This is a genomic window from Massilia sp. ST3, from assembly GCF_018119405.1.
Taxonomy (GTDB): domain Bacteria; phylum Pseudomonadota; class Gammaproteobacteria; order Burkholderiales; family Burkholderiaceae_D; genus Telluria.
This window is the reverse complement of record NZ_JAGPWC010000003.1, coordinates 23,350-45,034: the sequence shown is the minus strand read 5'-3', so window position 1 is coordinate 45,034 and position 21,685 is coordinate 23,350. Positions and strand designations below refer to the sequence as shown.

17 protein-coding genes are annotated in these 21,685 nt (G+C 67.8%); 7 read left to right on the top strand and 10 right to left on the bottom strand.

Going from position 1 to position 21,685, the window contains the following annotated elements; genetic code table 11:
• Nucleotides 1-40: 40 nt before the first annotated feature.
• Nucleotides 41-1,999: an aminotransferase class V-fold PLP-dependent enzyme gene (locus KBW98_RS01655; protein ID WP_211518346.1), complete on the bottom strand. Its 1,959-nt coding sequence runs from the start codon at nt 1,997-1,999 to the stop codon at nt 41-43.
• Between the two features lie 148 nt (nt 2,000-2,147).
• On the opposite strand from KBW98_RS01655, the gene KBW98_RS01650 reads away from it, so the two are divergent.
• The 3 genes from KBW98_RS01650 (at nt 2,148) to KBW98_RS01640 (ending at nt 5,768) form a co-directional block, all read left to right on the top strand.
• Nucleotides 2,148-2,633: an Lrp/AsnC family transcriptional regulator gene (locus tag KBW98_RS01650; RefSeq protein ID WP_211518345.1), complete on the top strand. Its 486-nt coding sequence runs from the start codon at nt 2,148-2,150 to the stop codon at nt 2,631-2,633.
• 174 nt (nt 2,634-2,807) lie between these two features.
• Nucleotides 2,808-3,935: a branched-chain amino acid ABC transporter substrate-binding protein gene (locus KBW98_RS01645; RefSeq protein ID WP_211518344.1), complete on the top strand. Its 1,128-nt coding sequence runs from the start codon at nt 2,808-2,810 to the stop codon at nt 3,933-3,935.
• Between the two features lie 27 nt (nt 3,936-3,962).
• The gene (locus KBW98_RS01640; RefSeq protein WP_211518343.1) at nt 3,963-5,768 is read left to right on the top strand and encodes a DUF885 family protein; all 1,806 of its coding nucleotides are present in this window, start codon (nt 3,963-3,965) and stop codon (nt 5,766-5,768) included.
• Between the two features lie 207 nt (nt 5,769-5,975).
• Here the strand turns inward: KBW98_RS01640 and KBW98_RS01635 are convergent, their stop codons facing one another.
• The 4 genes from KBW98_RS01635 to KBW98_RS01620 are packed head-to-tail and all read right to left on the bottom strand — an operon-like array spanning nt 5,976 to nt 10,854.
• Entirely contained in the window at nt 5,976-7,667 is a 1,692-nt protein-coding gene (locus KBW98_RS01635) for a M14 family zinc carboxypeptidase (RefSeq protein ID WP_211518342.1), read from the bottom strand.
• 13 nt (nt 7,668-7,680) lie between these two features.
• On the bottom strand, nt 7,681-9,195 hold the full coding sequence (locus KBW98_RS01630; protein WP_211518341.1) for a sensor histidine kinase: 1,515 nt from the start codon (nt 9,193-9,195) through the stop codon (nt 7,681-7,683).
• Nucleotides 9,192-10,193, bottom strand: coding sequence for a hypothetical protein (locus KBW98_RS01625; RefSeq protein ID WP_229428919.1), 1,002 nt, complete (start codon nt 10,191-10,193; stop codon nt 9,192-9,194). Before KBW98_RS01625 ends, KBW98_RS01630 begins: the two co-directional genes overlap by 4 nt.
• Nucleotides 10,194-10,200: 7 nt before the next feature.
• Complete coding sequence (locus KBW98_RS01620) at nt 10,201-10,854, bottom strand: response regulator transcription factor (protein ID WP_211518340.1); 654 nt, start codon at nt 10,852-10,854, stop codon at nt 10,201-10,203.
• Nucleotides 10,855-11,173: 319 nt separating this feature from the next.
• On the opposite strand from KBW98_RS01620, the gene KBW98_RS01615 reads away from it, so the two are divergent.
• The 3 genes from KBW98_RS01615 to KBW98_RS01605 all read left to right on the top strand — a co-directional run bounded on the left by KBW98_RS01615 (nt 11,174) and on the right by KBW98_RS01605 (nt 16,036).
• Nucleotides 11,174-11,836 (top strand): energy transducer TonB, encoded by a 663-nt coding sequence (locus KBW98_RS01615; RefSeq protein WP_211518339.1) that lies wholly within the window; start codon nt 11,174-11,176, stop codon nt 11,834-11,836.
• 177 nt (nt 11,837-12,013) lie between these two features.
• Nucleotides 12,014-14,308 carry a M28 family peptidase gene (locus KBW98_RS01610; protein ID WP_373888884.1) on the top strand — a complete coding sequence of 765 codons (2,295 nt, stop codon included), beginning with the start codon at nt 12,014-12,016 and terminating at the stop codon, nt 14,306-14,308.
• 84 nt (nt 14,309-14,392) lie between these two features.
• Nucleotides 14,393-16,036 (top strand): M28 family peptidase, encoded by a 1,644-nt coding sequence (locus tag KBW98_RS01605; RefSeq protein ID WP_211518337.1) that lies wholly within the window; start codon nt 14,393-14,395, stop codon nt 16,034-16,036.
• Between the two features lie 127 nt (nt 16,037-16,163).
• Here KBW98_RS01605 and KBW98_RS01600 read toward each other — a convergent pair whose 3' ends face one another.
• Complete coding sequence (locus KBW98_RS01600; RefSeq protein WP_211518336.1) at nt 16,164-17,675, bottom strand: acetyl-CoA hydrolase/transferase family protein; 1,512 nt, start codon at nt 17,673-17,675, stop codon at nt 16,164-16,166.
• 16 nt (nt 17,676-17,691) lie between these two features.
• Nucleotides 17,692-18,633, bottom strand: coding sequence for a bestrophin family protein (locus tag KBW98_RS01595; protein ID WP_211518335.1), 942 nt, complete (start codon nt 18,631-18,633; stop codon nt 17,692-17,694).
• 120 nt (nt 18,634-18,753) lie between these two features.
• Between KBW98_RS01595 and hpaR the strand changes: the two genes are divergently transcribed.
• Nucleotides 18,754-19,224 carry a homoprotocatechuate degradation operon regulator HpaR gene (hpaR, locus tag KBW98_RS01590; RefSeq protein WP_211518334.1) on the top strand — a complete coding sequence of 157 codons (471 nt, stop codon included), beginning with the start codon at nt 18,754-18,756 and terminating at the stop codon, nt 19,222-19,224.
• Here the strand turns inward: hpaR and KBW98_RS01585 are convergent.
• The 3 genes from KBW98_RS01585 to KBW98_RS01575 all read right to left on the bottom strand — a co-directional run bounded on the left by KBW98_RS01585 (nt 19,221) and on the right by KBW98_RS01575 (nt 21,669).
• Nucleotides 19,221-19,940 carry a LamG-like jellyroll fold domain-containing protein gene (locus tag KBW98_RS01585; RefSeq protein ID WP_211518414.1) on the bottom strand — a complete coding sequence of 240 codons (720 nt, stop codon included), beginning with the start codon at nt 19,938-19,940 and terminating at the stop codon, nt 19,221-19,223. The genes hpaR and KBW98_RS01585 overlap by 4 nt on opposite strands.
• Nucleotides 19,941-19,996: 56 nt before the next feature.
• A complete protein-coding gene (sodC, locus tag KBW98_RS01580) occupies nt 19,997-20,518 on the bottom strand; it encodes a superoxide dismutase family protein (protein WP_229428918.1) in 522 nt (173 codons plus the stop codon).
• 155 nt (nt 20,519-20,673) lie between these two features.
• Nucleotides 20,674-21,669 (bottom strand): hypothetical protein, encoded by a 996-nt coding sequence (locus KBW98_RS01575; protein WP_211518333.1) that lies wholly within the window; start codon nt 21,667-21,669, stop codon nt 20,674-20,676.
• Nucleotides 21,670-21,685 lie beyond the last annotated feature (16 nt).

Below are 21,685 nucleotides of genomic sequence, written 5' to 3'. Positions count from 1 at the left end.
CAGTATGGCTGACCGCCCCTTGTCCTGTTGCCCGGATGAGTCAGTCCATGAGGGCGAGGCCGCCGGCCAGGCACCAGGTCTGGCCGCGGCCCAGCTGGCGCAGGACGCGCGCGGCGCGCAGGCTGCGTGCGCCGCTGCGGCAAACGAAGAGCAGCGGACGGCGCTCGCCGTGGAGGAAATGGCCGCTGTGTTCCGCCAGGCGCGCCAGGGGCAAGTTGTGGGCCGGGCGGCCGTGCAGGCGCGCTTCGCCGGCGCCATGTTCGCGCAGGTCGCGCACGTCGATGACCAGGGCGTCCGGATACTGCTCCAGCAGGCGCAGCGCCGCCTCGCTGTCGAGTTCCATGTCCTCGTCGCCCAGCGGTACGGCCGCGGAGACGGCGACCGGTCGCTCGCTGTCGGCGCCGCAGCGCACCCCGCCTTGCGCCAGTTCCGGCCACAGTTCGCAGCCGCCCGTAAATACGAAGCGCGGCTCCTGCGCCGCGCCGAACAGGTAGACGTTGCCGGCGCCATGCTCCACCCGGCCCAGGCGTTCACCGCCGAACGCGATGGCGTCCGCGGCGAACGGCCAGCCCGGCGCGCCGCCGCACTCCCGGCACAGGCTGGCCGCGCCCGCATCATCGAGACCCGTATGCAGGGCCGCCAGCAGGCGGTAGCCGCCCGCGCGCAGCATGCCCGCCGCGCGCGCGGCCTGGGCCGCCGGGGGATCGATCGCGATGCAGGCGCGCGCGTCCGCATCGAACAGCAGCCAGCCGGTCTTGCCTTCGGCATCGAGCTGCACCAGGCCGTGCGGCCTGCCGAGCAGCGGCGACGGCGCCAGCACCGACAATGCCAGGGCGCGGCCGCAGCGCGCGATGCCGGCGCAGGCGGCGTCGATGGTGGCGTCATCGACCAGCGGGCCGAAGGACAGGCGCACCGCCGCGGCGCTGCGCCCGGGCGGCAGGCCCATCGCGTCCAGGACATGACTGGGCGCGGCCTTGGCCGCCGAACAGGCCGAGCCCGCGCTGACGCGCACGCCGGCGGCGTCGAAGATCTCGAGCAGGTCCGAACTGCTGGCGCCCGGCACCGAGAAGTTGAGCGTGGTGGGCAGCGCATGCGCCAACGGCGCGTTGAAGGCGATGTCCGGGAAGGCCGCGCGCAAGGCCTGCACCAGGCGCTCGCGGCAGACCAGCAGCTCCGCATGGGTGCGGAAGGTGTCGCCCCGCTCCAGCGCCTCGAGCACGGCGCCGAAGGCCGCGATGCCGGCCATGTTCTCGGTGCCGGAGCGCTGGCCCTCTTCCTGGCCGCCGCCGCACATCAGGGGCGTGTAGGGCGCGCCTTCGCGCACGTACAGCATGCCGATGCCCTTGGGCGCGTACAGCTTGTGGCCGGAGAACGGCGCGTAGTCGATGCGGCTGCGGCCCAGGTCCAGCGGCAGCTTGCCGAGCGCCTGCACGCAGTCGACCATCCACAGCGCCGGGCTGGCGCAGTCCTCCAGCACGCCTTCGATCGCGGCCAGGTCGGAGACGACGCCGGTCTCGTTGTTGGCGGCCATGGTGCAGACCAGGGCGGCGCGCGGCGCCAGCTCGCGCAGGATCTCAAGCCGGTGGCGGCCGTCGGCGTCGACCGGCAGCGCGCGCAGTTCCAGCCCTGTGCCGAGCACGCGGTTCCAGTGCGCCAGGCTTTCCGGCACCGCCTTGTGCTCGGTGGCGCCGTAGAGCAGCAGCTCGCCGCAGGCTTCGCCGCGCGCGCGCCGTTCGCGCACCGCGCACAGCGCCGACAGCACCGCGGTCTGGATGCCCTCGGTGGCGCCGCTGTTGAACATGACCCGCCCTGTGGGCGCCCCGATCACGCGCCGCGCCGCCGCCCGCGCCGCTTCGCGCAGCGCCCGCGCCCGCAATCCGGCCGCATGGCTGCTGCTCGGGTTGCCGAAGCAGTCGCGCATCGCGGCGGTGGCGGCGTCGATGGCGGCGGGCAGGACGGGCGAGGTGGCGTTGGCGTCGAGGTAGATTTCCATGGTCATGAGTAAGTGACAAAAATGCAAAAAAAAGTCGGCGCAGACTGTTATTTTTAGTAATATGGTACGGAGTTATAGCGGTAGGGATGTCCTATATTCACTGGTTTATGGTCGAAATGAAGCACAATCATTCTCATAATCAATAAATCGACACATGAATTCTCTCGATAAGTTTGACTGCGCGATCCTTGCAGCACTGCAAGCGGACGCCACACTTTCCATTTCCGGCCTCAGCGAGAAGGTCGGCTTGTCCAGCACCCCTTGCTGGAAACGCGTCAAGCGCCTCGAAGAAGAGGGCTATATCGAAAGCCGGGTCAGTATCGTCAACCGCAACAAGGTCGGCTTGCCGGTGACGGTCTTCGTCAGCGTGCGCACGCCCGAGCACGACGAGAAATGGCTGGCGCGCTTCGCCTCGGCCGTCGAGGCCCTGCCCGAGGTACTGGAATTCCACCGCATGAGCGGCGACGTCGACTACCTGCTCAAGGTGGTCACCACCGACATCGCCGGCTACGACCGCTTCTACAAGAAGCTGATCAAGACCGCGCGCCTGAGCGGCGTCTCCTCCGCCTTCTCGATGGAGCAGATCAAGTGCACCACGGCGCTGCCGCTGGAGCTGATCTCGCACGGGCTGGCGGCATAGGGTTCGCTTAACCGGGCGCAGCGTTTTTTGGAGCGCTTAACAAAGCCCAGGGCAAGGCGCAGCGTCGAAGACAGTACGTCAGTACGGCGAGACGATGCAACGCCGCCATGGGCTTTGTTAAGCGCTCCAAATTCGTGCGATGATGGCGGCCGTTGCTATAACGGAGACAAGGGAATGCCATCCACAATGAAACTGGCGCCGCTGGCGCTGGCGGCGCTGTTCGCCGTCCATGCCAACGCCGCCGAACAGGTCGTCAAGATCGGCGTGAGCGGGCCGCTGTCCGGCGCGAACGCTTTCGCCGGCAAGGATAACGAGAACGGCGTGCGCCTGGCCGTCGAGGAACTCAACGCGCAGAAGCTCCAGGTCGGCGGCAACACCATCCGCTTCGAGCTGCAGTCCGAGGACGACGGAGGCGACCCGAAACAGGGCGTGAACGTGGCCCAGAAGTTCGCCGACGCCGGCGTCAAGTTCGTGCTCGGGCCCTACAACTCGGGCGTGGCGATTCCCGCCTCGCGCGTCTACAACGACAACGGCATCCTGATGTCGACGGTCGGCACCAATCCCAAGATCACCCAGGCTGGCTACCCGACCGTGTTCCGCATCGTCGCCAGCGACACCCAGGTGGGCGCCTCGGTGGCCTCGTACGCGGCCAAGGAACTCAAGGTGAAGAACGTGGGCGTGATCGACGACCGCACCGCTTTCGGCCAGGGCATCGCGATGGAATTCAAGCGCCAGGCGCAGAGCGCCGGCATGAAGGTCGCGGGCCACGAGTTCACCACCGACAAGGCGAGCGACTTCGCCGCCATCCTCACCGCGCTCAAGGCCAAGCGCGTGGACGCCGTGTTCTACGGCGGCTACGCCCCGCAAGCCGCGCCGATGGCGCGCCAGATGAAGCAGCTCGGCCTGAACGTGCCGCTGCTGGGCGGCGACACCCTCTGCAGCCCCGAGATGGCCAAGCTGGGCGGCCCCGCCGTCGGCGAGAACGTGCGCTGCGCCCAGGCCGGCGCGATTGTCGCCAAACAGCCGGGCGGACCGGCCTTCCTGGCCGCCTACAAGCAGCGCTTCAAGCGCGAGCCGGACGTCTACGCGCCCTCCTTCTACGACCAGACCAAGTTCATCGCCCAGGCGATGAAGAGCGCGAATTCGCTCGACCCCGCCAAGGTCGGCCAGGCCATGCACAGCATCAGCTACCAGGGCGTGGTCGGCAACTACGGCTACGACCCCAAGGGCAACCTAAAGAAGACCGCCGTCACCGTGTACACCTTCAAGAACGGCGTCTTGAGCCCGCTGGCCAGCTACTGAGCATCCAACCCGACGAGGACAACAACAATGAACAATACCTTCAAGCTCGGCGCACTCGCCGCGGCCGCCGTGCTGGCCTGTGCTCCGCTCTCTCCAGCAGCCATCGCCGCGCCGGCCAAGACCGAGCGCGTGGACACCCAGCCCGGCAAGGCGATCAACAAGCTGGCCGACGAGTACTACGACGCGCTGGCGCGCTTCGAGCCGGTCTACGCCAGCGAAGGCGGCGACAACCGCTTCATCGACCAGCTCGGCCTGTCGATCGCGCCCAAGAACCGCGAGCGCCAGTTCGCGCTCTACCGCGGCTACCTCAAGCGCCTGGGCGCGATCCCGCGCGACAAGCTGAACGCCCGCGACCAGACCAGCTACGACATCCTCAAGTTCGAGCTCGACACCGCGCTGCGCCTGGCCCAGTATCCGGAGCACCTGCTGCCGGTCGACCAGATGGTCAGCATGCCGGTGATCCTGGCCAACTACGCCGGCGGCCAGGGCGCCCAGCCCCTGTCCACCGTCAAGGACTACAAGGCCTACCTGAACCGCCTGAACCAGCTCACGCCCTACATCGACCAGGCGATCGCCAACATGCGCGAAGGGATGAAGGCCGGCATCGTGCATCCGCGCGAGCCGATGCAGTCGCTGCTACCGCAGCTGCGCCAGCTGGCCGCCGACAAGCCGGAAGCGAGCATCTTCTATACGCCCGTCAAGAACATGCCGGCCGCCTTCGCAGCAAGCGACAAGCGCAGCCTGGCCGACGGCTACCGCAAGACCATCGGCGCCAAGCTGAATCCCGCCCTGACCCGCCTGGCCAATTTCGTCGAGAAGGAATACCTGCCGGCGACCCGCACCAGCGCCGGCTGGAGCGCATTGCCGAACGGCGCCGCCTGGTACCAGGCGCGCGTGGCGGCCATGACCACCACCGACCTGCAACCTGAACAGATCCACGAGATCGGCCGCAAGGAAGTGGCGCGCATCCAGGGCGAGTACGCCCAGATCGGTCCCAAGATGGGCTACAGCGGCCCGGCCGCGGGCCTGCCGAAGTGGGTGTCGGAACAGCCCAAGTACAAGCCCTTCACCTCGGACCAGCAGGTGATCGAGGTGTTCCGCGAGCTGGACGCCAAGGTGCGCACCAAGCTGCCTGCCCTGTTCACCCTGATGCCGAAGTCGCCGCTCGACCTGCGCCTGGAGCCGGAACTGTCGCGCGCGACGGCCTCGGACCACTACACCCCGCCGGCGGTGGACGGTTCGCGTCCGGGCGTGTTCTGGTCGGTGGTGAACGATCCGAAGCAGTACGGCAGCACCGGCATGGTGACCCTGTACCTGCACGAAGGCCAGCCGGGCCACCACTTCCACATCGCCCTGGTGCAGGAGCTGGGCCTGCCGAACTTCCGCAAGTTCGGCGGCAACAACGCCTTTACCGAAGGCTGGGCGCTGTATGCCGAAACCCTGGGCAAGGAGATGGGCCTGTTCGACAAACCTGAGGATTACTTCGGCCACCTGAACGACGAGATGCTGCGCGCCGCGCGCCTGGTGGTGGACACCGGCATGCACGCCAAGGGCTGGAGCCGCGAACAGGGCATCCAGTACTTCCAGGAGACGCTGGGGTACTCGGAGCATGAGGCCCGCGCGCAGATCGAGCGCTACATGGTGTGGCCGGGGCAGGCGCTCGGGTACAAGATCGGCTCGCTCAAGATCGTGGAGCTGCGCAAGCGCGCGGAGACGGCGATGGGCGGCAAGTTCAGTTTGCCGAAGTTCCATGAGATCGTGCTGGGGGAAGGGACCTTGCCGCTGGCAGTGCTGGAGGCGAAGGTGGATAAGTGGATTGCCGAGTCGAAGTGACGCTCGTCGTGGCCCGCATCCTGCAAACGTCATCCCCGCGAAGGCGGGGACCCAAGTTTGCACGCAACCTACTACGCTTGAAGTAAGTGGCGACGCAAGGAACTTGGGTCCCCGCCTTCGCGGGGAGTCATTGCCGCCAATGGCGGGAATGACGGTCTTGGGGCTGGTGGTACTAATAAAAAACCGGGGCACGCCCCGGTTTTTCATTTACCGCTCGATCATGAAGACCGGATACCGCCGCCACTCCGGCTCGCGATACCGTTCGCAGTTCGCAAAGATAAAGTCCAGCACCGCCTCCTGGTTGGCCAGCAGCGTTGGATTGGCCGCCTTCCACGCGCCGAACTTCTCGGCAAGCAGGGGCTCCGCGCGCAGCAGCTCTTCCGCGTGGTCCTCGAACACGTAATCCGAATACGCTTCCTTCTTCTCCAGCACGCTGTTGAAGAAGCCCCAGCGGAAGAAGCTGTCGTGCGCCAGCGGCTCCAGGGTCTCGACCGCGTAGCGGGCCTGGTCCTGGTCCAGCGGGACGATGTAGTCGCCCGCGCGCAGCTGCACGGCGCCCTGGCGCTTTTCCAGCACCACCTCGTCGTGGAACATGTGGCCCTCGTAGGCGTTCGGGCGCGAAGCCACCGACACGATGTGGTAGTAGCCTACTTCCTGCACGCGGTCGGCTTCCACGCGTTCCATGCGCACGCCGTTCCACTGCAGGCGCTCGATCGCTTCGCGCCACTGCTGCGGCACCACGTAGGCGCGCGGGGCGCTCACGCTGACGTCGGCCGGGAAGCGGTTGTACCAGGCGATGTCGCGTTCCCACGGGCTGGTGCGGTCGTACCACAGGCGGGTGTACTCGCCCAGCACGCTCTTCTTGTACTTGGCCTCGTAGCCCTTGAAGCGGAAGGTCGACGGGTTGGCTTCGTCCATCGCCCAGCGCACCGGCCACTCGCGGCGCGCGCGGCCCTCTTCCCTGGCGGCGCGGCGCAGCTGCTGGATGCGGCCGGCGTTGGCGACGGTGAAATCCAGCGCCGTCTCGACCAGGGCGCGCATCGAGTCGTAGCGGTCCTGGAAGGGCTTCAGCATGTGGGTTTCGGGCATGAAACCGATGGTGTGGTGCAGGGCCGCGTAGCCGGTCGAGAAGCGCGCGGTTTCCAGGAAGTCGGCGATGCCGTGGTCCGGGCTGTCCTTCACCGGGTTCACGTACGGGCAGGTCGGCCAGCCGCGCTGCTCCATGCCGGCGTACATCGCCGGCAGCATCTCGTCGCGCAGGAAGTCGCCCAAACCGCCGCCCAGCTTGTCGGTCTGGGTGTGGATCAGGGTCATGGTGTAGCTGTAGTCCGCGCCGTTGGAGGTGTGGGTGTCGACCATCACGTCCGGGTCCCAGGCCGTGAACAGCTGGTTGAAGACCTGGGCCGTCAGCGTGTCGCACTTGACGAAGTCGCGGTTCAGGTCCAGGTGGCGGCTGTTGCCGCGGAAGCCGAACTGCTCGGGGCCGTCCTGGTTCACGCGCGAGGTGTCGGCGCGGTTCAGGCTGCCGTCCACGTTGTACAGCGGGACGAACAGGAACACGGTCTTGCCCAGCGCCGCCAGGCGCTCCGGCTGCAGGCAGAAGTCGCGCACCAGGGCCATGCAGGCGTCCACGCCTTCGGGCTCGCCCGGGTGGATGCCGTTGTTGTTGAAGAAGACCGGACGGCCGGCGCGCTTGATGGTCTCGCGGTCGAACACGCCGTCGCTGCTCACCACGCCCGCGTGGATCGGCACGCCCGCGTCCGAGGTCCCCACCTTCTCGAAACGCAGGACCTGCGGGTAGGCGCGCGCGAGTTCCTCGTACCAGGCGATGCACTCGGCCCAGGTGGTGGTCTGGTTCAGGTTGCCCCTCTCGTAAGGGGTCTTCAGTTCATTGGACATGGTATGTTCAAAGCTAGGATGTTAAGGATTGCGCCAGGGTCACCGGCGCCTCCAGGGGCAGGGAAATCGCGACGTCGGTGCCGTCGCCGGGCGCGGAGCGCACCTCGAACACGCCCTGCAGCGCATACACGCGCTCGCGCATGCCGATGATGCCGATGCCTTCGGAAGCGCTGGCGACGTCGAAGCCGTGGCCGTCGTCCACCACGCGGATGCGCAGCTTGCCCTTGGCTTCGTCGAGCAGCAGGCTGACGTGGGCCGAGCGCGCGCCGGAGTGCTTCATCACGTTGGACAGGGCTTCCTGCACGATGCGGTAGGCCGAGATCGCGAGCTCGTTCGGCAGGCGCGCGAAGTCGCCCTCGCTGTGCAGGTCGAAGCGGCAGCCGGAAGTCGAATCGTAGTGGCGCACCATTTCTTCCACCGCGCCGTGCAGGCCGAGCATGTCCAATACCTCGGGGCGCAGGCGGCGCACCAGGCGCCGGCCATTGGCGTACAGGTCGAGCGCGAGCTTGGTGATGGCCTCGGACTTGCGCTTGATCTCGTCCACTTCCTGCCCCGGCGGGGCCTTGACGGCCAGCGCGCCGATGGCCTGGGCCTCGAGGCGCGCGGCGATCAGGGACGCGTTCAGTTCGTCGTGGATCTCGACCGCGATGCTCTTGCGCTCGTCCTCGATGATCGAGTTGACCTTCTGGATCAGCTTGCGCTTGTCGGCGTCGGCGCGCACCGCCTCGTTGCGCGAGGCCAGCAGGTCGCGGGTACGCTCGGCCACCTTGTTCTCGAGGTCGCGCTTGGATTCGTCCAGCGCCAGCGACATGTCGCCGATCGAGGACTGCAGTTCGCCGATCTCGCCGCCGGTGGTCACCGGCAGGTTGACGCGGTAGTTGCCGCCGCGGATGGAGCGCAGCGCGCCGATCGCCTCGCGCAGCGGCACCGTGAGCGAGCGCGCCAGCACCCAGGCCAGCACGCCGGAGGCGGCCAGCGCCAGCGCGGCGATGGTCAGTTCGACGCGGAAGCGCGCGGCCTGCTTGTCCATCATGTTCGCCGGCGACATCGTCACCCGCACCCAGCCCACCACCTCGGTGGTCAGGGTCGGCGGGCGCGACACGCTGGAGGCCGAGACGTGGGGCGTGCCGTTGTCCGAGAACAGATTGATCCACACCACCTGCTTGCGGATCGGCGCCTCGTAGTAATGGGGCTGGGCGTCGCGCGCGGCTTCGGACACCACGCGCACCGCGGCGCGGCCGCTGGCGTCGATCACGTCGATGCGGTAGATGCTGATGTCGGACTGCACCAGGCCGTTGATGGTCAGGCGCAGGTCGGAGAGGTTGCCCGAGATGACGTTGTATTCGCTGGTCTCGGCCAGCGCGCGCGACAGAATGCGTCCGCGCTCGGCCAGTTCCTCGGCCACCTGGGCGCGGTGCGCGTACCAGGAGTACCAGACGAAGGAGGTGAACAGGAACACCACGGGCAGCATGGTGATGAAGGCCATGCGCCGGCCGATGCCCCAGCCGCGCCAGAAACGCAGCTTCATCGCGCCACCGCCACGCCGGACGGCGCCCGTGAGGGCGCGGTCGAAGGCGCATTCGCCGCCGCGTTCTGCGCGGGGGCGAGCACGGCGCCGGGCGCGGGACGCGCGAAGTGGCGCGCGGTCTCGGTCACGCGCAGGTCGAGCGACTTGGCCACGCCCTCGTTGATCATGGTGCGGAAGTAGCGCGGGAACTGCGGCGGCGCCAGCTCGCCCGTGATCACGAAGGCGGCGGCGATCTCGGCCACCTGGGTATTGATGTCCTCGATCTCGGAATAGGTGCTGGCCAGCGCCCCGACCTTGACCATGTCGGCCGAGAAGCCGATCACGCCCTGCTTGCGGCGGTAGGTCGAGAGCAGGATGTTGCGCACGCTCTCGGTGTTGTAGACCGCGCTGTCGGGCATCGCCAGCAGCACTTCGGAGCGCGTCATGCGGTTGAGCGTGTGGTTGATGTCGTCGCCGGATTCGAAATGCTGGATCTCGACTTCGCCGTCCAGCACCGGGCGCAGGAAAGCGGTGTCGGGGCTGAGGATCGCGCCGATGCGCGGCTGGCGCCCGTACAGCAGCGCGGCCAGGCGCAGCTGGTCGGCCGGCGCCGGCTCGGCGTACACGGCGGTGAGCGACATGGCGCGGTTGCGCGGCTGGCGCGAGGTCACCGCATGCCACACCTGGCTCGAGGTGTAGGCCGAGATCACCACGCAGTCGCAGCGACGCGCCACGGCGTCGCGCAGCGCGGTGGGCCCGATCGCCACGTAGAGCATGCGGCGGCGCTGGGCCAGTTCGGTGCGGAAGGCGGCGAAGGTGGGCACCAGGCGCTTGTACAGGTCTTCCGCGATGCGGCGCGTGACCTCGGTGTCGTCGCCGGTGACGATCTGGAAGCGGAAGCCGCTGGCTTCGGGGTCGCGGTACTGGTCGGCCGTGGACTGGGAGAAGGCAGGTGCGCAGGCGGCGGCCAGCGCCAGCGCGCCGAACGCCAGCCTGGCCTGCCGCAGGATGCGCTTCATCGCGGGCTCAGGGTTCGATCAGGCCGTGCTTGACGGCCAGCAGGGTGATGCTGGCCTGGCGGTGCACGCCCAGCTTTTCCTTGATCGACTGGCTAATGTTGCTGATCGTCTTGGTCGACAGGTCGAGCTTTTCGGCGATCTCGGCGTTGGTCATGCCCTCGGCCATCAGCTTGAAGATCTCCAGCCCGCGCTCGTCGAGCTGGGACTGGGGCGTCACTTCGCCGCGCACCGCCATGCTGGCCAGGCGGGCGGCGATCTGCGGCAGGAAGTACAACTTGCCTTCGCGCGCATAGCGCACTGCGGTGGCGAGGTCGGCCGGGTCGCAATCCTTGGTAACGAAGGCGTGGGCGCCCATGCGGTACGTTTCCTTGATCAAACTATCTTGATCAAACTGACTGAGGAAAACGATTTTTGCCTGGGGATCATTCTTGAGTATGGTCTGGGCGGCGTCCAGGCCGGTCAGTTCGGTGCCGAAACGCATGTCGAGCACGGCGACGTCCGGACGCTCGGCGGCGTACAGCGCAGTCGCTTCATCCGGCGTCTTGGCCTGTCCCACCACTTGCATGCCCGCCGCTTCGAGCGACATGGCGAAGCCGGTCATGACGATCGGATGATCGTCGGCAAGCATGACACGGATGGGTTTGCTGTTCTGTGTTGCCATCTTCTCTCCGGGCTATCGCAGCCGCTGACATCTACCTACCAAACGGTGGCATCCGGACTTACCAGCACCCGGAAGGACCAATGTGACAAATGGATTATTCCATACAACGCCGCGGCGCGCGAGGGGCCTCGGCTGTATAGACGAGCAAGCGCAACAGTTTTCTATCTCACATCTGGTAACGATTTTGCTAAGGAATCGCTTTACATATTGCTATGTCCTAGCATATATTGATTCCAACGTATGTAGTTTTTGTCTTCCTTCGAGGTAACACAAGCTCAGCCAAGCGGTCAGCCGGGCGCTTTAAGAAAAGGAGAATGTCATGCATTTCTCTCACCTGAACGATGGAACGGGCGGCAAGGCGGGCCGGGTGGCCCTGGTCGCGGGACTGCACGTGCTGGTGGCGATGGGGGTCATCCAGACGATGAACTCGAAAACCATCTCGCTGCCGGCGATGGTCGAGGACAAGCTGGTCTGGATCAAGCCGGACATCCCGCCACCCTCGCCGCCGCCGGAACCGCCCAAGCCGCAGACCAAGGTCGCGCCGCCGGAAATCGTGGTGCCCAAGGTCGAAGTGGCCGAGGTCGAGCCGCCGCCGGAGCCGACCGTGAGCGCCACCCTCGAGGCCCAGCCGCAGCCGGCCGAACCGATGCAGTCGGCGCCCAGCGACGCGCCGCCGGCCGAGCCCTCGGCCAACAGCGGCCAGATGCGCAGCGCCGTGCTGGCCGACGCCAACGGCTGCGCCAAGCCCGACTACCCGGCGCGCGCCGCCCGCAACGGCGAGACCGGCACCGTGACCCTGGCCCTGATGGTCGGCGCCGACGGCCGCGTGAAGGATTCGCGCATCCAGAGTTCGAGCGGCTCGCGCGAACTGGACCGCGCCGCCGTCAACGCCCTGTCGCTGTGCCAGTTCAAGCCGGCCATGAACAACGGCGTCGCCGAAGCCGGCTGGGCGCAGCTGGCCTATGTCTGGACCCTTGAATAGCCGTATCGATTTTCCCCTCTTGCCCGCCCTGCTTCTCCCAGTTCGGCGGGCTTTTTTTTGTTTACAGACAGGCCGGCAAGGCCTGCGGGAGCACAACAACAATAAGGAGAGAGAAGCATGGAAGACGCCGTTCCCCCCGTAGTACACTCAGCCATTCCCTCAGCCATTCCCTCAGTCGTGCCGCTTTCGCGCCTGGCCGGGACCAGGCCGCTGGCAGGGCTGCTATCCAGCCTGGCCGCCTGCCTGGCGCTGGCCATCCTGGCCTGGCTTGCCCTGGCGCCCGTGCCGATCCCGGCGCCGGTGCTGCCCGAGCCCGCGCGCTGGCAGGCGCGCGCCATGGAGCACGTGACGGCGCTGAGCGTGGCGCCGCGGCCGATCGCCACCGCGGCCAACGCCCGGGCGCGCGACTACATCCTCGGCCAGCTGCGCGCCATGGGCTACGCGCCCGAGGTCCAGCGCGCCACGGTGCGCCGCTCGGTGCTGCAATTCGGCGTCCACACCAGCATCGGCGTGGTGAACAACATCGTGCTGCGCATTCCCGGCCACAGGCAGGACCGGTTGCGCCGGCCCGCCCTGCTGCTCACCGCCCACTACGACAGCGGCGGCGCTACGCTGGGTGCGGCGCGTGCGGCGGCCCCGGTGGCGGCGCTGCTGGAAACGGCACGGGCGCTGCGGCGCGAGGGCCCCAGCGCCAACGACATCGTCCTGCTGTTCGCCGACGGCGAACACGTGGGCGGGCTCGGGACCAAGGGCTTCGTCGAGCAGCATCCGCTGTCCCGGCACATCGGCCTGGCCCTGCGCTTCGACAGTGCGGGCAGCGGCGGTCCGTTGCGCCTGTTCGCAGCCAGCGGCGCCGGCAAGGACGCGCTGCGCGGCTGGGCGCGCGCCGCGCCGGACGCCGGCGGCACCTCGCTGGCGGCGGCGCTGATGCCGCCCATGCCCCAGCACCCGGATATCGGACCGCTGGCGGAACTGGACGCGCCCGTGCTGCTGTTCGCGAACACGGAAAAGCGCTTCGACTGGGAGCGCGCCAACGACGTGCCGGCGAGGCTGGAGCATGCCACCCTGCTGCACATGGGGGACGCCATGCTGCGCCTGGCGCGCGAGTTCGGCGACGCGACGCTGGCGCGCGGCCGGCATCCCGGCCACGCCTGGTTTGCGCTGCCCGGACTGGGACCGGTGCACCACTCGCCCGACCTGGCCTGGGGCGTGGCGCGGGTGGCGCTCCTGCTGCTGCTGGGCGCCTGCGTGCTCTCCTTCCGCCAGCTGGGCGCGGTCCCGGCCGTGCAGGGACTGTTCGGGGCGGCGCTGCTGCTGGTGGCGGCGCGTACCGCCGTCTGGTGGCAGCGCGAATCCTTGTGGGCGGCGGCGCTGGCGGATGACTACAGCGTGGCGCTGGCCGCCGGCGCGTTTGTTGCGATCGGTTTCCTGGCCGCGCTGCTGGTGGTGCGGCGCGTGGCGGGCCAGGCGGCCGCGGTGCTGGGGCCGCTGGCCTGGGCGCTGGCGGCGCTGGTCCTGTTGATGTCCCTGCGGCCCGGCGCCGGCTACCTGTATGCCTGGCCGCTGCTGGGGGCGCTGGCGGCCTACCTGGTGCTGGCGTCAAGCTGGGCGCCGGCCCGTCTGCCGGCCGTGCGCGCGCTGGTGCTGCTGGCCGGGCTGGCGCCCGCCGCGCTCCTGCTGCCGCCCGGGCTGCGCGAAGCCTGGACGACCCTGGCGCCGCATGGCCTGTACGTGGCGGCCGTGCTGGTCGCGCTGCCGATGCTGTGCTTCGCCGCGCCGCTGCTGATGCTGCGCGCGCCGCATGCGCTCACCGCCGCGCTGGCGCTGGCCCTGGCGCTGGGCCTTGCGCTGCCGCGCACCACGGCCGCGCCCACACCCGACGAATCCACGCCGCCACCCAACCGGCTCACCTATCTCAAGGACATGAACACCTGGCGCGCCTACTGGCTGATGCCGCCGCAGCCGCTCGACGCCTGGACCCGGCAGGTGTTCCCGGACCAGCGCGAGCCGGCCATCTACGTCGACGCCTTCGGCTGGAACAGCCCGCGCCAGTGGCATGCGGTGGCGCCGCGCGACGATGCCTTGTCCTTCCCCGAGACCTACCTCCTGCGCAGTACCGTGATGCGCAATGCGGAGGGCAAGGTGCGCTACGGGCGCTTCACGGTGCGCTCGAAGAACAAGGCGCCGCACATCGAGATGTGGGTGTCCGGCACCAAGCCGCTGCGCTCGCGCCTGGACGGCCGCCCGCTGACCAGCACGGAAGGCCCGTGGTGGGTGTCGCTGTACGGCATGGAGGACCGCACCATGGAGTTCGAGATCGAGGCCAAGCCCGAAGACATCTTCGCGGTGACGGTGGAAGAGCGCATCCCGGGACTGCCGCAGCACCTGCTGCCGGCGCGCCCTGCCGATGCCCCGCCGCTGCTGCCGGACACGGGGACCACGGTGTCGAAGGACATCCTGCGGTTTTACTAGGCGCTTGGCATACAATGTCCGCGCACGCGCTGGCGTGCGTGCCCATCACGGTAAATACACAACCCACTTCCGCAGCAGGATTCCATGCACAAGATCGTCTCCTTCGTTGTCCTCACCGCCCTGGCGGGCAGCCTGGCACTGGCCTACCCGGCCCACGCGGCCGCTAAAAAGCAAGCTGTGTCGCAAGCCACCGTCAAGGAAGCGCCGCTGCGCGCACACCTGGCCTTCCTGGCCTCCGACGCCGTCGAAGGACGCGGCACCGGCCAGCGCGGCGGCGAACTGACCGTCACCTATCTCGAGACCCAGGCGCTTGCTGCCGGCCTGAAGCCGGCCAACGGCGCCAGCTTCCGCCAGCCGGTCAAGATCGCCGGCGTGCGCGCCCTGCCGCAGCAGAGCAATGTCGGCATCGTGGCCGGCGGCCAGGCGCTGCCGCTGCAGTTCGGCGCCGACTGGGTCTGGGGTCCGGGCGACGCCAAGGCCGACCACGCGCTGGACGCGGAAATGGTCTTCGTCGGCTACGGCATCAGCGCCGCCGAGGAAGGCTGGGACGACTTCAAGGGCCTGGACGCCAAGGGCAAGGTCCTGGTGATGATGGTGAACGACCCGGCCCCGACCGCGGCCGAGCCGAAGCGCTTCAACGGCGCCGGCCTGACCTATTACGGCCGCTGGACCTACAAGCTCGAGGAAGCGGCGCGCCAGGGCGCGGCCGGCGTGCTGCTGATCCATACCGACGCCTCGGCCTCCTACGGCTGGAGCGTGGTGCAGAACAGCTGGGCCAACGCCGAGCGCTTCCAGCTGGCCGAGGGCGAGCTGGGCGCCGGCTTCGAAGGCTGGATGACCGACGCCACCGCGCGCAAGCTGTTCGCAGCCGCCGGCCAGGACCTGGACAAGCTGCGCGCCGCCGCGGAAGACAAGAACTTCAAGCCGGTGGTGCTGAACGCCCGCGTCAAGGGCGAGGCACGCGCCGCGGTGCGCACCCTGAACGAGTTCAACGTGGCCGGCGTGGTGCCGGGCACCGACCCCAAGCTCAAGGACGAAGTCGTGATCTACAGCGCGCACTGGGACCACATGGGCAAGCAGGGTGAGCAAGGCGACACCATCTTCAACGGCGCGGTCGACAATGCCTCCGGCACCGCCGCCCTGCTGGCGATGGCGCAGGAAGCCGTGCGCAACCCGGCCAAGCGCAGCCAGATGTTCCTGTGGGTCGCGGCCGAAGAACAAGGCCTGCTGGGCAGCGCCGCCTACGCCAGCAAGCCGCTGTGGCCGATCGAGAAGACCGCCGCCAACCTGAACCTGGACAGCCTGAACTTCGTGGGCCTGGCCAAGGACGTCAACGTGCCGGGCAGCGAGCGCACCGACCTGGGCGCGATGGCCGCCGCCACCGCCAAGTCCATGGGCCTGCAGATCGCCCCGGTCAAGCCCGACCTGGCCGGCGGCTACTTCCGCAGCGACCACTTCAGCTTCGCCAAGGCCGGCGTGCCGGCGTTCTCGGTGGGCGCGGGACACAGCTGGGTGAAGGATGTGGAGGCGAACGACGCCAAGCAGAAGGCCTATCGCGCACGCTACCACCAGGTGTCGGACGAATATGATCCGAGCTGGGACCTGGCGGGGATGGTGCAGCAGGCGCAATTCACGCTGAACCTGGGGCGCGCCGTCGCCGATGCGCCGAAGATGCCGGCGTGGAAGGCGGGGGATGCGTTTGGGAAGGGGCGGACGGCGGCGAAGTAACTGGCTGTACGACTTCGCTTGAAGAACTTGGGTCCCCGCCTTCGCGGGGATGACGTGCAAGCAGTACCACTGACGCATGCTCCGTCATCCCCGCGGAGGCGGGGACCCAAGTTGATGTGCACCGAGCTTACGTCGGCAGCATCGACCCCGTCTCCCTGTACCGCACATGCCACGAGAACGCCTTCTCCAGCACATGCGGCGTCTGCCCTCCTCCGCGCTGCGCCTCCTCCACATACTCCCTCAGCATCGCCTTGTACGGCTCCGCCACGCAGTGGTTGATGATGCGCTGCGCCCGTTCGCGCGGCGCCAGCCCGCGTAGATCGGCCAGGCCGGCTTCGGTGACGATGATGTCGACGTCGTGCTCGTTGTGGTCCACGTGCGACACCATCGGCACGATGCTCGAGATCTTCCCGCCCTTTGCCACCGACTTGGTCGCGAACACGGATAAATAGGCGTTGCGCGCGAAGTCGCCCGAGCCGCCGATCCCGTTCATCATGTGGGTGCCCGACACGTGGGTCGAATTCACGTTGCCGTAGATGTCGCACTCGAGCGCCGTGTTGATGGCGATGATGCCGAGGCGGCGGATGACTTCCGGATGGTTGCTCACCTCCTGCGGGCGCAGCACCAGGCGGTCCTTGTAGCGCCCGAAGTCGGCGAACACCTGGCGGCCCTTGGCCTCGGACAGGGTGATCGAGGACCCCGATGCGAAGTCGAGCAGCCCTGCGTCGAACAGGTCGAAGGTCGAGTCCTGCAATACTTCCGAGTACATGGTCAGGTTGCGGAACGGTCCGTCGACCAGCCCCGCCAGCACCGCATTGGCGATGGTGCCGATGCCGGCCTGGATCGGCATCAGGCGCTCGGTCAGGCGGCCTTGCGCGATCTCGGCGTTGAAGAAGCCGGTCAGGTGGCGCGCGATGGCGGCCGTCTCCTCGTCCGGCGGCAGGATGGTGGAGGCGCTGTCGTGCTTCTCGGTCAGGACGATGGCGACGATCTTCTCCGGCGGGATGGCGATGGCGCTGGCGCCGATGCGGTCGCTCACGTTCATGAGCGGCATGGGCTCGCGGCGCGGACGGTGCTTGGGGATGAAGATGTCGTGCAGGCCTTCGAGTTCCGGCGACTGGCTCAGGTTGATCTCGACGATCACCTTGTCGGCCAGGATCGCGAAGCTGGCGCTGTTGCCGACCGAGGTGGTCGGGATGATGGCGCCGTCTTCGGTGATGGCCACCGCTTCGATCACGGCCACGTCGACCGGGGCGATCTGGCGCGTGCGCAGCAGTTCCACGGTCTCGGACAGATGCTGGTCGACGAACATCACCTCGCCGCGGTTGATCGCCGCGCGCAGCGCGGGGTCGGCCTGGAAGGGCATGCGCCGCGCCAGGGCGCCGCTCTGCGCCAGGGTGCTGTCGATGTCGCTGCCGAGCGAGGCGCCGGTCATCAGGGTGATCTTCAGGGGCGCGTTGCGGGCGCGCTCGGCCAGGGCCAGCGGCACCGCCTTGGCGTCGCCGGCGCGGGTGAAGCCGCTCATGCCGACGGTCATGCCGTCGCTGATCCATTCGGCCGCCCGGGCGGCGCTGGTGATGCGCTCGCGCAGGAGCGGCAGGCGGATGCGGTCTTGTCGAACGTGGTCGTCGTGGTGCATGGCAGTGTTCCCGATGCTAGGTGAGGAGGTAGTCGAGCGGCGCCAGCGGCGGCGGCAAATGTTCGTCGCCCAGGGCGCTGCGCAGGTCGATCTCGATCGCGCGGCAGATGGCGTCAAGCGGCAGGTTGTTGGGTTCGGTGCCGAAGGGTTCTTCCAGCTCGTCGCCCAGGGCGTCGAGGCCGAAGAAGGTGTAGGCCACGATGGCCACCACGACCGGCGTCATGAAGCCGATGGTGTCGACCAGGCCGAAGGGCAGCAGGAAGCAGTACAGGTAGGCGGTGCGGTGCAGCAGCAGCGAATACGAGAACGGCACCGGCGTGTTCTTGATGCGCTCGCAGGATGCGGCGGCGGCCGTCATCGCGGACAAGCTGGCGTCCACGCTCGCGGCCAGGCAGGGATCGATGCGCTGGTCGGCCAGGCAGCGGCGCAGGTCCTGGCCCATGCGCTGCATCAGGTAGTCGGGACGGTTGGCGGCGCGGGCCAGCTGCGCGTGTTCTTCTTGCTGCAGCATGCCGGCCAGGCGGGGGTCGAGCGGCTGCTGACGCAGCTGGTCGCGCAAGGCATGGGAGAAAGCGATGGCGCGCAGGACCATGCGCACCCGCAGGTCGCCGAGGCCGTCGGCGGCGCAGCCTTCGCCCTCCCCTTCGACCAGGCTGAGGCACTGGCGCGCGAGGTTGCGGCTGCGCAGCACCAGCTCGCCCCACAGCTTGCGTCCTTCCCAGAAGCGGTCGTAGGCCGAGTTGTTGCGAAAGCCGAGGAAGATCGCGAGCGGCAGGCCGATCAGGGTGAAAGGGATGGTGGTGAGCGTGATCTTCAGGTCCCACAAGTCGCCGTGCGACCAGGTCACCAGGAGGGCCACCGCGATGTTGACCACCAGGGAGGGAAGGATGCGCGGCAGGATGGAACCGCGCAGGAGCAGGAACAGCTTGAGCCCAGAGGGCCGGTCTCGGATAATCACGATCGTAGTCGCATGCGGAACATGGAAGCGAATCCCCGGATTCGCTAATATATTCGCAGTTAATCACTAATATGTTAGCCAGTCAAGCGGATTGGCTGGCGCCGTCGATTGGAGTTACCCTTGCCCGGCCGGATCACCCACCGCAATTTGCCCCAGCAGCTGCTGAAGGCGCGCGACGCCCTGATGTCGCATTTCCGCCCCGTGCTGAACCACTACGGCGTGACCGAGCAGCAGTGGCGCATCCTGCGTGCGCTGGACGAGCACGAGGCGCTCGAGCCGCGCGAACTGTGCGAGCTGTGCCAGATCCTGAGCCCGAGCATGGCCGGCATGCTGGCGCGTATGGAAGAGTTGGGATTGGTCGAGCGCGAACGCATGGCGGCCGACCAGCGCCGCGTGACGGTGCGCTTGGGCGAAAAGGGAGACCGGCTGGTCGACGACATTGCGCCGTTGATCGAGCGCCAGTACCGGCTGATGGAAAAGGCGTGGGGCAAGCGCGTGGTCGACGACCTGTCGGCGGCGCTTGCCGGTTTCATCGCGGCGCAGGAGACGGGGGTGCCCCAGGTCGACCTGCCGCCGCGCGAGGACGATTAGGCGTCCAGGCCCTGCTCAGCCTTGCGGCGGCGGCGGACCATCCAGCCCAGCATCGCCAGGCTGCCCGCCATCATGCCGAGCGAGCCTGGTTCAGGCAGGTCGGTGGCGGGCGGCTGCAGCACTTTCACTTCGGCGCCGGTCATGCTGTGGTTGTAGATGCTGATGTAGTCGACCGCGCCGCGTCCCGCTTCGCCGCCGTTGTCGCGGAAGAAGTGCATGGCGTTGGCCGTGAAGTCGGCCACGTTGTCCTTGTCGAGGATGCTCATCACCAGGTCGCCGTTCTTGTACAGGTTGAACATCTTGCCGCTGTCGCGCGTGATGGTCAGGCGGGTGTCCTTGCCCAGTTCGAGCTTGCCGGCCGAGGTGCCGTAGTTGTAAAGGTTGAACTTGTCGGTCCAGGTGTACAGGCCGGTGTCGTCCGCCAGGTTCCTGAAGTCGAGCAGGCGGGTGTAGCTGTTGTAGGCATTGAAGGCGTCGAGGCGGAACGTCATGTCGATCGTGTAGACGCCGCCCAGCTTTTCGTCCAGGCGCAGGCCCTGGTTGGGGCCGAACGCATAGCCGCTGGCGCCGAGCTGGCCGCCGGCGTGCGCCACCAGGGACTTGCCGCCCTGGCTGTCGGCCAGCGAGCCGTTCAGTTCGTAGTGGTGGATCAGGGATGCACGGCTGTCGAGGGCCACGAACAGCAGGGCCGTCGCCATCAGCTTGTGAAATTTCATTTCAAGAACACCTTATATGTGAAATTTTATTTCATCCCTGATCGTCCAGGGATGGACTATTGAATCACTCCGCAGGCCATCCGGCCTCCCCCACCGCCCAGCGGCGCCGGGTGGTCGGCATGGTTGTCGCCGCCGGCGTGGACCATCAGGGCCTTGCCCTTGACGTCGGCCAGTTTCAGGCGCGGCGCCAGGACCGGATTGGTGGCGTTGCCCTTGTCGTCGACGGTCAGGCCCGGCAAATCGCCCAGGTGGCCATCGCCCCACGGCGTGCCGTGGCGCTTGCTGCCGCTCGGGTCGAGGTGGCCGCCGGCGGCGCCCGCGGGCACCGTCTTGCCATCCTTCTGGTTGGCGGCGCAGCTGCCGTTCTCATGCACGTGGAAACCGTGCAGGCCGGGCGGCAACTTGGACAACTGGGGCGTGAACACCAGGCCGTACTTGCTCTCGCTGATGGTCACGGTACCGACCTCGGCGCCTTCGCCCTTGTCGCTTGCCATCTTCAGCGTGACCTTCATGTCGGCGGCGTTGGCGCTGGCGCACACGGCGCCCAGCAGGACAGCACTCATCCATCGAATGTTCATACTTCCTCCTCGAAGAGATTCATAGAGATAATAAAAAGCCAATGAAGTGTAGACCATCCCCACGGATGGGGGGTGTTCCGGAAGAGGGAGTGGTGGGGGGTTTTACAACGGTGGCGAACCACGAAAACGTAGGGTGGACGGCAGAGCCGTCCACCCTACATCCGGGAAACGGTGGGGCGAAGAATGGCCAGCAGGCCCGCTTCGGACGTACACCCAAACTTCTCGTAGACCGCCTTCACGCAATCGCGCAGCACGGCGTCGCTGACGTCCATGCGCGAGCGCGCGGCTTCGCGGCCGCCGCCCAGGCCCATCCAGAACGCCACTTCCATCTGCTGCGGCGACAGCTCGACGCTGCCGAGCGCGCGCCAGATGCGCAGCGGCATCGGCACCACATACTTGAGGAAGATGCCGACCGTGCGGTGGTGCAGCACGTCCTGGCTGCCGGAACTCATCCACTGCGCGCGCGCTTCCAGCACGCCGCCGGCCAGGTCGAGCGTGCCGGCCGGCAGGCGCCACGGGTAGCGCTCGCCGTGCACCACCGACTCCACCAGCCGCAGGCAGAACGGCGGCAGGGTGCGGCGGTCGAACACCTGCTGCTCCTGCGAAGCCAGCAAGTCGAGCAGCGCGCCGGCCGAATCGCTCAGGAACAGGATGTCGCCACCCAGGGTGGCCAGCAGCATGGCCTCGTCCTCGATGGTCCCCGACATGCCGGCGCCGGCGCTGTCGGCATTGCGCAGCGCGTAGTCAAAGTAATTGGCGACGCGGCCCAGGTCTTCCTCGTCGTCCTGGTCGAAGGCGGGCCCGTCCTCGCGCAGCAGGGTGACGGTGCCGAAGGGCGCGGCGCTGCTTCCCAGCTGCACTTCCAGCACGTGGGATGCGCGGGCGCGCGCCTCGCTCGGCGCGACGGCGCCGAAGTTGGCCGCGTCGCCGTAGAAATAGCCGTTGGGCGGGGGCAGGACGCCCAGCACGGTGGCTTCCTGCATGTCCTCTTCCGCCGCGCGCGGCGCGTGCAGGAACAGCTGGGACGCGCTGTTGGGAATCAGTTCGCGCACCAGCTCCAGGGCGTCGGGAATGATCGTCATCAGGTGCAGGCCGCCGGAACACAGGATCCGGAGCCGCGCCCACTGGCGGCTGTTCTTCTTTCGGGACACGAATCAGGCTAAAATG

Coding starts and splice junctions, on each gene's coding strand:
- KBW98_RS01620 (WP_211518340.1), bottom strand. CDS start 10,854: ATGGCAACACAGAACAGCAAACCCATCCGTGTCATGCTTGCCGACGAT.
- KBW98_RS01585 (WP_211518414.1), bottom strand. CDS start 19,940: ATGAAATTTCACAAGCTGATGGCGACGGCCCTGCTGTTCGTGGCCCTC.
- sodC (WP_229428918.1), bottom strand. CDS start 20,518: ATGAACATTCGATGGATGAGTGCTGTCCTGCTGGGCGCCGTGTGCGCC.
- KBW98_RS01645 (WP_211518344.1), top strand. CDS start 2,808: ATGCCATCCACAATGAAACTGGCGCCGCTGGCGCTGGCGGCGCTGTTC.
- KBW98_RS01605 (WP_211518337.1), top strand. CDS start 14,393: ATGCACAAGATCGTCTCCTTCGTTGTCCTCACCGCCCTGGCGGGCAGC.
- KBW98_RS01630 (WP_211518341.1), bottom strand. CDS start 9,195: ATGAAGCTGCGTTTCTGGCGCGGCTGGGGCATCGGCCGGCGCATGGCC.
- KBW98_RS01635 (WP_211518342.1), bottom strand. CDS start 7,667: ATGTCCAATGAACTGAAGACCCCTTACGAGAGGGGCAACCTGAACCAG.
- KBW98_RS01650 (WP_211518345.1), top strand. CDS start 2,148: ATGAATTCTCTCGATAAGTTTGACTGCGCGATCCTTGCAGCACTGCAA.
- KBW98_RS01655 (WP_211518346.1), bottom strand. CDS start 1,999: ATGACCATGGAAATCTACCTCGACGCCAACGCCACCTCGCCCGTCCTG.
- KBW98_RS01600 (WP_211518336.1), bottom strand. CDS start 17,675: ATGCACCACGACGACCACGTTCGACAAGACCGCATCCGCCTGCCGCTC.
- KBW98_RS01625 (WP_229428919.1), bottom strand. CDS start 10,193: ATGAAGCGCATCCTGCGGCAGGCCAGGCTGGCGTTCGGCGCGCTGGCG.
- KBW98_RS01615 (WP_211518339.1), top strand. CDS start 11,174: ATGCATTTCTCTCACCTGAACGATGGAACGGGCGGCAAGGCGGGCCGG.
- KBW98_RS01640 (WP_211518343.1), top strand. CDS start 3,963: ATGAACAATACCTTCAAGCTCGGCGCACTCGCCGCGGCCGCCGTGCTG.